The sequence below is a fragment of the Methylobacterium sp. GC_Met_3 genome (assembly GCF_026540775.1).
Classification (GTDB): Bacteria; Pseudomonadota; Alphaproteobacteria; order Rhizobiales; family Beijerinckiaceae; genus Methylobacterium.
Genome location: NZ_JALNUL010000040.1, coordinates 25185 through 37633, shown reverse-complemented (window position 1 = coordinate 37633; position 12449 = coordinate 25185). Strand labels below are relative to the sequence as shown.

Sequence of the window (12449 nt, the reverse complement as noted above, 5' to 3'; positions counted from 1 at the left end):
TACCCGGCACGCCTATAAGCACATGGGGCTGGCCATGCCGGAGCGGGACGCGGCGGCCGCGTGAGGCGGCGCGCCCTTTTCCCGGACGCCTGGAACGCAAGTGGAAGGTGATCCGGGATCCAGTGCACAAGGCGCCGCGCAGCGGCACAGTGTGGTGCCGATAGACGCTTCGCGACGTCTTGTGCTGGATCCCGGGCGCATTCCGCTGGCGCTGCATGCGCCCGGGAAAAGGGGCGCGCTCAGCGACGCCGCCGCAGTGCGCTCGATCCAGCTCGCCTGCGCAGCAGTAAGTCGGGGATGAAATCGCGATCGGTCAGCGCGGCTGCTACCACCGCGAGCAGGCCGAGATGCAGGGCCGCCGCCGCGAGCGCGGGGCTCAGCACTGCGCCGAGGGCGATGGAGGCCCCCGCCATGGCGGGCGGTCCGACGACGTAGATCGCAGTGCGCCATGGGCCGGCGGGCCGGGCGAGGCGCCAGAAGCAGGCCGCGACCGCAGCAAGCGCCAGCCCGCCCTTGATCAGCGCCATGAAGCGGATCACCCGGACGAGGTCGGGATCGAGGCGCGTCACAGGCGCCCGGGCCGCTGCCGCCCCCGCAATCGCGAGCACCGCGACCGTCAGCAGGACGAGCGCGGTGCGCCCCGGCCGCGGCAGGCTTGCCCCCCGGCCGGTGACGGCAGCGGCGTCGAGCGGGATATCAGCGCGCACAGGTCCCTCCCGGGGTGGTGCTTCAACCAATGGTCGCCCGCGGCGCGGGAACCGGATCGCGCAGGCCTGTCGTCGGCGTGCCGCGCGCCGAGTGTGCGGCACGCGCTGCGGCCGGTCAAAGGCCCGATCGGACGACTCGTCGCCGCGGCCGGTCCCGGAGGCGCATCAGCCCTTCCGGATGTTCCAGAGGATCGGGAAGCCTACGACGCGGCCCGTGAGGTTGCGCCGGTAGGAGGTCATCGACCGGTAGGAGCCGACCGGCACGTAGACCACCTCGTCGAGCGCCACCCGCTGCATGTCGGCGCAGATCGCCCTGCGCGCCGCCTCGTCGGGGGCGGCGAACCACGCGGTGCGCAACGTTTCCAGCTTCGGGATCGTCGGCCAGCCGAACCACGCGTTGGCACCGTTCGCCCGGAGCGGCTGGAGCGCGGCCGGGTCGGCGTTGTCGAAGGACGAGAACGTCGTCAGCAGCACCGACCAGCCGCCCTTGTCGACCGGCTCGCGCGAGACCCGGCGCTGGATCACGGTGCCCCAGTCGCTGAGCGCCGCCTCCACGTTGAAGCCGATCCGGGGCAGGAGATCGGCCGCCACCTGGGTGATCGCCGAGGGCGCCAGGATGTCGGTCGGGCCGATCAGCCGGACCTTCGCGCCGTTGTAGCCTGCCGCCTTCAGGAGGGACTTCGCCTTGTCCAGGCTGCGCGGCCCCGTGAGCGCCTCCAGGCCCACCTCCGTCGCCATCGGCGTGCCCGGGGTGAAAATCCCGCAGCGGTCGTTGTAGTTGGCCGGATCGTCACCCGCGACCGCCGCCATGAAGTCGCTCTGGAGGATGGCCGGCAGCACCGACCGGCGCACCGCGACGTCGTCGAAGGGCGGGTGCAGGTGGTTCATCCGCAGGATGGCGGGGTTGGTCAGCCGGTCGATCCCCTCCACGACGATGTCGCGGTTGCGGGCGAGGAGCTGCTGCAACTCCGGCGGCGGCTGCTCGTACCAGTCGATCTCGCCGTTCTGGAGAGCCGCGGCCGCCGTGGCGCCGTCGGCGATGATCTGCCACTCGATCCGGTCGAAATGCGCGACCTTGCCGCCGGCCGTCAGGCTCGGCGCACCGGGGCCCGGCACGTAGCCGGCGTGCCGCTCATAGACCATCAGGCTGCCGGAATTGAATTCGTCGGCCTTCCAGCGGAACGGGCCCGAGCCGGTGGCGTCGGTGATCTGCTTGAACGGATCGGTGCGGGCGATCCGCTCGGGCATGATGAAGGCGGGCTGGCTGACGCTCGCCAGCGCGTTCGGAAGCAGCGGGAACGGTTCCTTGAGCCGGAACACGATCGTCGTGTCGTTGTCGTCGCTGAGTTCGTCGGTCGCCGCCATCAGCACCTGGCCAAAACCGTTCCGCGCCGCCCAGCGCCGGATGCTGGCGACGCAGTCCCGCGCCAGGACCGGCGTGCCATCGTGAAAGCGCAGGCCCTCGCGCAGCGTGATGGTGACCCGGCGCCCATCCGCCTCGACACGATGGCCGGCGGCCATCTGCGGCTGGGGCTGCAGGCCGGAATCGAGGCCGAACAGCGTGTCGTAGATGACGTAGGCGTGGTTGCGCGTGACGATCGCCGTCGTCCAGATCGGGTCGATCGAGGTCAGGTTCGCCTGGGGCACCATGCGCAGGACCCGGCTGCCCTGAGCCCGGCCCACCACCGGTGCCGCCAGGGTCGCGGCCCCCGCGGCGAGGAATGTGCGGCGCTTCATCCGTGCTCCTGATCCCGAGAGGTGCGATCGTAGCAACCCCCGGACCAGAGGGCGAACGTCCGGCGTTGGGTGCAATTTCCGCACGTTAACCCCAGCCCGTCGATTCCGTGCTGACCGCCCGCCCGGACCCATCGCGACGCGGGCTTTTCGCAGAACGTCCCGGCCGTGCGATGATGGGCCCGGAGGATCCGACATGCACGACGACGGCGACGCCCATCACGCCCACGACCACGCGCATGAGCCCGACATCGCCGAGCGCTGGAAGCACGACGGGGTGCGGGTGATCCCGGGCGACCGGCTCGACGCCAACACCGCGCAGACCCCCGGCATGTTCCGGCAGGCGGCGATCAACGCCGCCCGGGTCGGCGCCCAGAAGATCTGGGCCGGCACGGTGGCGATCCAGCCCGACGCCAAGACCGGCGTGCATCATCACGGCGAGCTCGAGAGCGTGATCTACGTGGTCTCGGGCCGGGCGCGGATGCGCTGGGGCGAGCGGCTGGAATACGTCGCGGAAGCTGGCCCGGGCGACTTCATCTTCGTGCCGCCCTTCGTGCCCCACCAGGAAATCAATGCCTCGACCGACGAGCCCCTGCACTGCGTGCTGGTGCGCTCCGACAACGAGGCGGTGGTGGTCAACCTGCCCGATGTCGCGGCCGCCGAGGCGCCCGAGACGGTCTACTGGGTCGACCCGATCCACAAGCATCCCTGACGCATCGGTCAGGCCGCGGTCCCGTCTTCCAGCGCGGCATACACCATGGCGCGGGTCAGGGTGCGGTAGTGCTGGCGCTGCGCGGCCGAGGAGGTCTGCAGCATCAGGAGGGCGAAGAAGCCCGCGGCCGGATCGACCCAGAAATAGGTGCCCCCGACGCCGCTCCAGAACCAGTCGCCGACGCTGCCCGGCACCGGCGCCTCGCCCGCTGCGAGCCGGACCGCCACCCCCAGCCCGAAGCCGTAGCCCGGCCCCGGCGGGTAATAGGCAGCCTTGGCGATCGCGGTCCCGAGATGGTCCGCCGTCATGAGCCGTACGCTGGACGGGGCCAGGATCCGCACGCCGTCGAGGGAACCGCCGGCCAGCAGCATGCGCAGGAAGCGGGCGTAATCCGCCGTGCTCGACACGAGGCCGCCATTGCCCCGCTGGCTGCGCCGGGGCTCGGTCGGATCGTGGAAGACCGGCCGCTGCCCGGGCGTCTGCGGCAGCGGCTGGGCGACGCGCCCGGCCAGCGCCGTCGGGATTCGGAACCGGGTGTCGGCGAGCCCGAGCGGCCCCAGGAGGGTCGCATCGAGGACGCCCTGCAGATCCGCGCCGCCGGCCACCTCCAGAACGCGGCCGAGGATGTCGGTGGCGTGCGAGTAGTGCCAGACCGTGCCGGGCTCGTGCTCCAGCGGCAGGCGGGCGATCCGCTCGGCGAAGGCCGCGTTGTTGAGATCCTCGGCGAGCAGGCCGTCGGCCTCGTAGGCCCGCCGCGTCGGTCCATCGCCGAGATAGCCGTACGCGATCCCGGCAGTGTGGCGCAGCAGATCCTGAACGGTCGGCGCGCTCCTGGCCGGCCTGCCGCCGCCCTCCGGGTCCTGCACGGCGAGGCGTCCGAAAGCGGGGATGAAATCCGCGACCGGCTGATCGAGGCGTAGGGCGCCGCGCTCGGCTAGGACCATGGCGGCGACCGAGACGACGACCTTGGTCATCGAGTAGATGCGCCAGAGCGCGTCGGGCTTCAGGTCGTCACCCGCGACGCGGTCGCGGAAGCCAACGATGCGCCGCCAGATGTCCCCGCCCGTCCCGCCGACGAGCAGGTCGGCCCCCGCGATCGCGCCGCTCGCGACATCGTCAGCCAAGCGGTCGCCGAGGCGATCGAGGCGGGGGAGGGAGAAGACCGGCGCGTTCCGCATGGCGCCGATGTAGCGCGGGGCCGCCGCGACGGCATCGCCGGAACGGACCATCCGCTATCCGGCGTCGAAGGCGGGATCGCCGTAGGGATAGAAGTCGCCCGGCTTGAGGTGCTGGTAGGGGAGGGCGTCCAGGTGGACCGTCCCGACGAACGGCTCGGGCGGCTCGACCAGCAGGATCGTCCGCGCATAGCCACCATCGTCGAAACCCCGGCGGAAATGCACCCGGGACTTGATCGCCACCACGTCGAAATCCTCCGGCTTCAGGCGAAGATCCCAGAGTTCCGACGGCTCCATGATCTGGACGAGGTAGGGGCTGAGGACCAGCACGTTGCCCCGGCCGAAGGCGACGCAGAGCCAGGTGCCGGCGCCCCGGCCGGTCGTGCCCGCGACGACCGCGCACACCGTGCCGGTGACGCGGACCGGGACGCCTGCGGAGGGTTCCGCCTCGCCGGCTACGGGGCCGCCGACCTCCGCGTCGAACGGATCGCCGGCCTTCACGTCCTCGGCCAGCAGCCGGTCCAGGAGTGTGGGCGAGGCGACCGTTGCGATCAGCGTGCGCTCCAGCCCCTGGGCCAGCACCTCGGCGAGGAGCCACGTCGCCCGGCCCGAGCGGTCGCTGTAATCGGCGAGCACGACCGGCGCGTCGCCCGCCCGCGCAGCCTCGGATGCCATGGCGATTCCGTCCCGCATCGGGTGGATCGCGACGCTCGACACCAGGGCCGCGCGGTGCCGCCACGTCCAGGCCGCCATGTCGCGGGCGATCCGGTCGGCGAGGGCGGGATCGCCGTTCGTCAGAACTTGGACCGCCATGCCGGCATCCGGCACGTCTGACCAGGGGAAGCCGAAATACACGTTGACGAAGACGTCGGGCTCCCGCGCCTCCCAGACCAAGGCGCGTTGGATCAGGTCGGACCACGGCGAGGCGCCGGTCCACATCACCACGGTCGGCGCGAGGATCGGGATCGGGATCGTCCGGTGCGCCGGCCGGAAGCTGCCGCGGATCGTCCGCACCAGCATCCGCGCCGCGCGCTGCCCCTGAAGATGCATGTCGTAGTGCGGGAAGTACTTCACCGCGAACGCCATGTCGGCGTGGCGCAGGAACTCCGCATCCTCGTTGCCGTGCGGGTCGAAGGTCGCCGCGATGGGCACGCCCGGCCCCACGATGGCCCGCACCCGCCGGGCGATCTCGGCCTCGGGGCGCGGCACGCCGCGCACCGCCATCGCGCCGTGCAGCGCGAGGTAGACCCCGTCGAACGGCGCGCCCGCCTCCAGTTCCGCCAGCATCGCGTCGAGGAAATGCGCGAACGCGTCCTGCGTCACCCAGCCCGAGCCGATGCCGGTGCGCGGCCAGAGCGGCGAGGTGAGGCCGACGAGGTCGACCCCCTCGAATTCCCGGGCGACCTGGACGAAACCGCCCATGTAGCCCTTGGGGTCGGTGGCGAGCAGCGCCTCCCCGCCCGCCGGGGAGCCCGGATAGATGAAGTCGTCGCGCGTCGTGTCGTTCGGCAGGAACGTCACGGTCTCGTGGGTGAACTGGAGCACGGCGATGCGCATCGGCTGCGGTCTCCTCGGGGTGCGCTCCGTCGATGCGGAGGCCGGTTCGGCGCGGGGGAGGGGGCTAGGCCGCTAGGCCGGCCGGACGTCGTAGAATTGCGGGAAGCCGGTGCGCAGGCCGGTCAGTCCGCGGGAGGCCGTCGCCTCGTAATAGGCGCCGAGCGGCAGGTACGGCACGTCGATGAAGAACTGCCGCTGGATCTCGGCGCAGATCGCCTTCTGTGCCGCGGGATCGGGTGCGGCGAACCATTGCGCGCGCAGCTCCTCCAGCCGTGGCGCCCGGGGCCAGCCGAACCAGGCCTGATCGCCATTGCCGCGGATGCCGAGCTGGCCGGCGGGATCGAAGTTGTTGGTGCCGTTCAGGTAGGTGACGAAGGTGCTCCAGCCGCCCTTGTCGGGGGGCTGGCGGCTCGCCCGGCGCTGCACCAGGGTCCCCCAATCCATCGCGACGAGGTCGACGTTCAGCCCGCACTTCTGGAACGCCTCGGCGGCCACCAGGGCCAGCGGGTGGGTGGCGGGATAATCGCTCGGATCGAGCATGACCACGCGCTCGCCCCGGTAGCCGGCCTCCGTGAGGGCGCGTTTCACCGCGCCGAAGTCGCGCGGGCCCACCAGAACCTCGGTGCCCGCCCGGGTCGCCATCGGCGCATCGGGGCAGAAGACGCCGACATGATCCTTCCACAAAGCGCGCTCGTCGCCCGCGACCGCGCTCATGAACTCGGTCTGGTCGATGGCACCGAGCAGCGCCCGGCGGATCGCGGGGTTATCGAAGGGCGGATGCAGGTGGTTGAAGCGCAGGCAGCCGATGCCACCGACCGGATCGAGCACCTCCAGCCGGACCCCCGGCTTGGACCGGAGCAGCCCCTGCAGGTCCGGCGTCGGGTTCTGCCACCAGTCGACTTCGCCGGCCGCCAGCGCGCTCGCCGCCGTGGAAGCATCGGGCACGATCCGCCACTCGACGCGGTCGAAATGCGCGCGCTTCGGCCCGGCGGTGAAGCTCGCCGTGCCGTCCGGGCGCGGTACGTAGCCGTCGAAGCGCTCGTAGACAGTAAGCGCCCCCGGCACCCGCTCGTCCGCCTTGAAGCGGAACGGCCCGGAGCCGACCATCTCGGTGACCTGGACGTTGGGGTCGGTCTTCGCCAGACGCTCCGGCATGATGCAGGGCATCGACGTGCCGGTCTTGCCGAGCGCCGCGGGCAGCAGCGGTAAGGGCCGCTTGAGGCGGAACACGATTTCGCGGTCGGAGGCGGCGGTGAGTTCGTCGGTAGCCTCCATCAGCGCCCGGGCGAAGGCGTCGCGGGCGGCGAACCGGCGGATGCTCGCCACTGCGTCGCGGGCCAGCACCGGCTCGCCGTCGTGGAAGCGCAGGCCCTCGCGCAGGGTGAGCCGCCAGAGGCGGCCCTCCGCCTCGACCGTGTGGCCCGCCACCATCTGCGGCTGGAAATCGTAGCGCGCGGTCTGCCCGTAGAGGGTGTCGAAGACGAGGTAGCCGTGGTTGCGCGTCACGGTCGCGGTCGTCCAGATCGGATCGATGACCGCGACGTCGCTTTCCGGGATGAAGCGCAGGACCTTGGTGGGCTGCGCCAATGCCGGCCGGGCCAGGCAAGCAGGGGCCACGGACGCGGCGGCCAGCCCCCCGAGGACGTTGCGGCGCCTCATGGCCGCTCAACCGTGCTTGTTACCATCAGAAGTCGTGCGCCCTTCGCCTCGTAACGCGCTGCAGAGTGGCGCCGGCGGGGCGACGAGGCAAATCCGGGGCCGTCCTCACTGGCTCGCCACGTCGGCGGCGTCGCCCGTGCCGCCGACCTGTCCGTCGCTGCCGAGGGAATAAACCTCGTAGGGCCCCTGGCTGCTCGGCGACCGATACAGGTAGGCCCGGCCCCAGGGATCGGTCAGGCCGCGGGCGTCGCGGACAGAGGGGCCCGGCCAGGCCGGCCCGGTCGGCTGGACCAGCGTCGCCAGCCCCTGGTCCGAGGTCGGATAGACGCCGAGGTCGAGGTAATAGAGCTCCACCGACTGGGCGATGTTCTTCACCTGGATCCGGGCCGTCTCGCCCTTGGCGCGGCCGAGATAGCCGAGCACCTGCGGCGTCACGAGGCTGGCGATCATGCCGATGATCGCCAAAACAACCGGAATTTCAACGAGGGAGAAGCCATCCTACCCTGTATTCAATCTACACGTTTGGCTTCCGGCGTGCGTTTGTCCCATCGAACTAATCCGATCCGAGTCGTGTTGCTCCCGGGCCGGGCTGCCGGCCGGTCCCGTGACGGTGGGTTCGAGCGCGGAGCAGACACTGCCCGTCGATCTGCTGAGCCACGGGCATCGCGCCCTGCCGTCACTGCTGGGCGACGGGCGGACCGGCGATCGCGTTCTGATCGGCGGGGCTGTGCTGCTGCTGCTCGCGGCGTTCTGGGGCTGGCGCGGGCATCAGGAGACGGAGTTGGCCGCCCTCGACACGGCCTTGGCGGCCGCGCGGCGGGAGGCTGGACCGCCCCTGCCGCAACCCGTCCAGGCCGGCCTGGCGGCGATCGAGGCCGGCCGGGCGCTACCACCGGTGCCGGTCTGGGACGCCCTCGCGGCGGCGCTTCCGGACGGCGCCTCCGCGGTGGCGCTCCACCTCGACCGCGACGGCGTGGGCGTCACCCTCTCGGCCGCCGACGAGGCCGCGGCGCTCGCCGCCCTTGGAGCGCTCTCCGCCGAAGTGGATACCGGTTCGGCGCAAGAGAGCGCGTCACAACAAGGACTTAGAGCCGCGCCCGATCGCAGCGCGGGCGGCCACGGCTCTACCGGGGTCGCGGGCCTTGGCCCACCCGCGCTCCGCAGCGCCGAGGACGAACCGGGGGGGGCGGCGCCGGCTCGTCGTCCAGCTGCCGCGGGCCGTTGCGGGGGGGCGGCCGATGATGCGGATCCGGGACCTCGCCACCCGGCCGTTCCTCGTGCGGTTCGCCGCCCTCGGCCTCGTCGTGGCCGCGGCGGCAGCGCCGCTCTCGGCCCTCCGCGACGCGTCGCACGCGATCGAGGCCGCCCGCGACCGCCTCCACCGGGCGCGGGCGCTGGCCCAGCGTCAGCGGGCGCGGCCGCCCCTCGTGGCGGCGGATGGCGATACGCTGCTGGCCGCTTTCCGCGGCCGCCTCGACGCCCTGGCGGCCGAGCGGGCCATCGTCATCGACGGGGCCGTCCTCGAGCCCGACCCGGCGCGGCCCGACCTGCCGCGCCTGCGCGGCCTGCTGCGCGGCACATCCGCGGGCCTGCACGGGCTGTTGCACGCCCTCGATACCGAGGCGCCCCGCGTCGTCGTGGAGGATGCCGACCTGTCGGTCGTGCGCCCGGCCGATGCCGAGATCGGCCACCCGACGATCCTGCACCTCGCCGTGACGGCCCGCGGGGTGATCGCACCTCTGCGCGCGGGAACGAGACCGTGAGGGCGTCCCTCGAGCTCGCGGGCCTCGCGGCTCTGGGTGTGCAGCTCTGGCCGGTCGCGATCGACCTGCCCCCGGCTCGGGAGCCGCCGGCTGAGGCGGTCCCCGCCGAGGGCTCAGCGCTCCGCCGGCCGCTGTTCGATCCGAGCCGGCGCGCCTGGACGGCCGAGGGCAGCCGCGACCTGATCCAGCGGCCGGACCCCGTGCCACCGGTCCTCGTGCTGCGCGGGATCCGCCGCGATGGGGTGGCGGTGCGGGCCTTCATCGACGACGGCAGCGGCGACCCGACTTGGCTCGCCCCCGGCGACGGCCGCGGCGACTGGCGCATCACCGCCATCGGGACCGACCGAGTCAGCGTGATCCAGCGGGGGCGCCGTTTCAAGGCGGCGTTCCTCGGCGAACCCGCGACGCTGCGCCCTGCGCCGTTCACGGACCGGTCGCTGGATCTGCGTCCGTAGGGCGCGCCGCGCCAGCGCGTGAGGGGGCCGTGACGGGCGTGGCCCGGATCCGGGCCGGATGCCGACCCGCGTCAGGGTTGGGGCTCCCGTGCACGCCGGTCGCGCGCACGGGCTTCTGGCGGGCCTCAGCGAATGCCGCCGCTGGCGGTGATCACCTCGCCGGTCAACCAGCGCGCATCCTCCGATGCCAGGAACGCCACCACGTCGGCGATATCGTCGGGTCGTCCGGCGCGGCCGAGCGGCGTCTGTGCGACGAAGCCGGCTTCCATGTCGGAGCCGACGACACCGGCCGTATGCGTACCCTCGGTCACCACGAAGCCCGGGCTCACCACGTTCACGCGGATCTTGCGGGGCGCCAACTCGTTGGCGAGCACGCCCGAGAGGGCGTTCAACGCCCCCTTGGTGCCCGCATAGACCGCGGTCGTCGGCGTATGCACGTGCGTGATCGCCGACGAGATGTTGACGATGCTCCCGCCCTCGCCGAGGTGCTTCACCGCCGCCTGCGTCGTCAGCAGGACGCCGAGGACGTTGATGTTGAACAGGCGCCGGTAGTGGTCCTCCGTCACCGCCTCGATGGCCGCAAATTCGTAGACGCCGGAATTGTTGACCAGCACGTCGAGCCGGCCGAACTGCTCGACCGTCGCCTCGATCAGTCCCTGCGCCTCGGACGCCTTGGAGACGTCGCCCTGCACCGCGACGGCACGGCCGCCGGCCTCGGCGATCGCCGCTACGACGGCGTCGGCGCCCGCCTTGCTGGATGCGTAATTCACCACCACGGCCGCACCCTCGGCCGCCAACGCCTTGGCGATGCCGGCCCCGATGCCCTTTGATGCCCCGGTCACGACCGCGACCTTGCCTTTCAGCTTCGACATGTGTGCTACGCTCCGTCTGGGTCGGCCCCGGATCGGGGTCCCTTGATCCCATAGTTCGGAACTTCGGAACTTATGGAGCTTCGTTCAAGACCCCATATGGATGTTTGATGAGACCCCTGTTTCACCCTGCCATCGAGGACGTGCGCCCGGAGGCGATCCTGCATGCGCTGGCCGACCCGGGCCGGGCGGCGATGTTCGCGAAGATCATGCAGGCGGGCTGCGTCGAGGCCTGCTCGGCCGTCGCGTCGCTCGGGGAGCGGGTCATCCCGAAATCGTCGTTGTCCAACCATATCAAGGTGCTGCGCGAGGCCGGCCTGATCCGCAGCGAACGTCATGGCACCGAGGTGCGCAATCATTCCCGATGGGCCGAGGTCGAGGCGCGCTTTCCCGGTCTGCTGGCAGGGATCCTCAATGCCTACGCATCGGATGGCGGCTCCGGCTCATGCTCGACCGGGCCGATCGATCCGCGATAGAGGCGCCGCCGAGAACCGCTCCCCACACGTCGCGCCCCCTCGTGGCCGGTGGCAGCCTCATCCAGCCCTGTGGGATCGAGGGGCCGCGTGGAAGGCGGCTCTTCGATCCCGGGCGTCGCGGTCTCCGTTCAGTACTTCCGGATGATCGGCTCCCGCGACATCGGCACCGGATCGGCACCGAAGCGGTAGGTCTGGCCCGCGTAGACCGAGAGCGGCTGGGCCAGGGTCGTGGTCCGCGGGTCGTTGATCGACAGATTGCCGGCCACCGCGCCCGGCTCCACGAAGGTTCCGAACGTCGTGTAACGCTGGTTCGTCAGGTTGGTGATCAGCCCGAAGATCTCCAGGTTCCTGGTGACCTGATACTTCGTCAGGTTCATCACGTAGTAGGCCGGCAGCTTGCGGTTGAGGTTCGACTCGTCGCCGCGGAAGTAGGACGACGAGAAGGCCGAAACGTTGAGGCCGAAGCGCCAGTTCGGGGTGATGGTGTACTCGAACCCGGCCTTGATCTGATGATCCGGGATCAGCGGGATCTTGTCGCCCGGCCGCACGCGGATCCCGCCGTTCGGGATCAGGTCACCGTTCGTCGCGCCACCGGACGCGCCGGTGCCGGCCAGCGGGTTGTTCGGCGAGGGCAGCGTCTGGTTGAACTGGAAAGTGGCGTCGATCAGCGCGTAGTTGGCGTAGATCGGCCCTGCGAGGGCAGCGCGAATGGCCGGACAGGCCGGATGATCGGCCGCCGGCGCCGGACGGTCGGTGACGCCCGGCTGCCAGACCAAGAAATCGGTTCCGGTCCGCGTGCCGCCCAGCGCGTAGACGCCCCTCCGGCCCGCCCGCACGTCACCGTGCATGACCGTCACCGACAGACGGAAATACTGGCGCGGCGAGGGAACGGGACGGCTCTCCCCGGCGAGCGTCGGGGCCGCCGCGGGCTGGAGCCGTTGCACCAGGGCCGCGCGATCGAAGGTCCCGCCCTCGTTGTAATCCGTCAGCGCCGGCTGGAGCCGCGCTGAGATCTCGGCGGTCATCGACGGCAACCGACCTATCTCGTCCACGCTGAGGAACGGAGCGTTGCGCGGACCGTACGGCAGGAAGCGGGCTCGGTACTGCGCCAGCTCGGCCCCGCCATTCGGCTCAGGGATGTCATCGGGATCCCGGTGATCCACGATCTCCGCGCCGAGGGCGAGGGCCGCCCGGTCCGGCACGCCGAGGGCGCGGAACGCCTCCTCCAGGGCGGGCCGCGGGGTCCGGTTGAGGTCGATCAGGCGGCCCTGGTCCTCGACGGACAGATAGGCCGTCCGCTCCTCCGCGAGCGGGCAGGCCACGACGCTGCCGTCCTCCGGAA

General features: G+C 71.5%; 10 protein-coding genes and 3 pseudogenes. 4 read left to right on the top strand and 9 right to left on the bottom strand.

What is annotated here, in order from left to right:
- Positions 1–239: 239 nt before the first annotated feature.
- Together OXS27_RS26225 and OXS27_RS26220 are read right to left on the bottom strand one after the other, a co-directional pair.
- Positions 240–707 (bottom strand): hypothetical protein, encoded by a 468-nt coding sequence (locus tag OXS27_RS26225; RefSeq protein WP_243923216.1) that lies wholly within the window; start codon positions 705–707, stop codon positions 240–242.
- Between the two features lie 165 nt (positions 708–872).
- Positions 873–2444 (bottom strand): ABC transporter substrate-binding protein, encoded by a 1572-nt coding sequence (locus OXS27_RS26220; protein ID WP_267359970.1) that lies wholly within the window; start codon positions 2442–2444, stop codon positions 873–875.
- 193 nt (positions 2445–2637) lie between these two features.
- Here OXS27_RS26220 and OXS27_RS26215 point away from each other — a divergent pair, with 193 nt between their 5' ends.
- Positions 2638–3153: a cupin domain-containing protein gene (locus tag OXS27_RS26215; protein ID WP_267359968.1), complete on the top strand. Its 516-nt coding sequence runs from the start codon at positions 2638–2640 to the stop codon at positions 3151–3153.
- An 8-nt stretch (positions 3154–3161) separates the two neighbouring features.
- Here the strand turns inward: OXS27_RS26215 and OXS27_RS26210 are convergent, their stop codons facing one another.
- The 4 genes and pseudogenes from OXS27_RS26210 to gspG form a co-directional block, all read right to left on the bottom strand.
- Positions 3162–4382 carry a serine hydrolase domain-containing protein gene (locus OXS27_RS26210; protein WP_267359966.1) on the bottom strand — a complete coding sequence of 407 codons (1221 nt, stop codon included), beginning with the start codon at positions 4380–4382 and terminating at the stop codon, positions 3162–3164.
- Positions 4383–4385: 3 nt separating this feature from the next.
- Complete coding sequence (locus OXS27_RS26205) at positions 4386–5885, bottom strand: M81 family metallopeptidase (RefSeq protein WP_267359964.1); 1500 nt, start codon at positions 5883–5885, stop codon at positions 4386–4388.
- 72 nt (positions 5886–5957) lie between these two features.
- Positions 5958–7544 (bottom strand): ABC transporter substrate-binding protein, encoded by a 1587-nt coding sequence (locus tag OXS27_RS26200; protein ID WP_267359962.1) that lies wholly within the window; start codon positions 7542–7544, stop codon positions 5958–5960.
- A 105-nt stretch (positions 7545–7649) separates the two neighbouring features.
- A pseudogene (gspG, locus tag OXS27_RS26195) lies at positions 7650–8034 on the bottom strand (type II secretion system major pseudopilin GspG); the annotation flags it as partial.
- Positions 8035–8782: 748 nt separating this feature from the next.
- On the opposite strand from gspG, the gene OXS27_RS26190 reads away from it, so the two are divergent.
- Positions 8783–9307 carry a hypothetical protein gene (locus OXS27_RS26190; protein WP_267359960.1) on the top strand — a complete coding sequence of 175 codons (525 nt, stop codon included), beginning with the start codon at positions 8783–8785 and terminating at the stop codon, positions 9305–9307.
- Positions 9304–9762: a hypothetical protein gene (locus OXS27_RS26185; RefSeq protein ID WP_267359958.1), complete on the top strand. Its 459-nt coding sequence runs from the start codon at positions 9304–9306 to the stop codon at positions 9760–9762. The genes OXS27_RS26190 and OXS27_RS26185 overlap by 4 nt, the downstream gene beginning before the upstream one ends.
- Before the next feature lie 125 nt (positions 9763–9887).
- Here the strand turns inward: OXS27_RS26185 and OXS27_RS26180 are convergent, their stop codons facing one another.
- Entirely contained in the window at positions 9888–10634 is a 747-nt protein-coding gene (locus tag OXS27_RS26180) for a glucose 1-dehydrogenase (RefSeq protein WP_267359956.1), read from the bottom strand.
- A 107-nt stretch (positions 10635–10741) separates the two neighbouring features.
- Here OXS27_RS26180 and OXS27_RS26175 point away from each other — a divergent pair, with 107 nt between their 5' ends.
- Complete coding sequence (locus tag OXS27_RS26175; RefSeq protein WP_243923244.1) at positions 10742–11107, top strand: helix-turn-helix domain-containing protein; 366 nt, start codon at positions 10742–10744, stop codon at positions 11105–11107.
- Between the two features lie 128 nt (positions 11108–11235).
- Here OXS27_RS26175 and OXS27_RS26170 read toward each other — a convergent pair.
- Together OXS27_RS26170 and OXS27_RS26165 are read right to left on the bottom strand one after the other, a co-directional pair.
- Positions 11236–11793 (bottom strand): annotated as a pseudogene (locus OXS27_RS26170) (TonB-dependent receptor); the annotation flags it as partial.
- 309 nt (positions 11794–12102) lie between these two features.
- A pseudogene (locus OXS27_RS26165) lies at positions 12103–12429 on the bottom strand (type II secretion system protein GspK); the annotation flags it as partial.
- Positions 12430–12449: the final 20 nt, after the last annotated feature.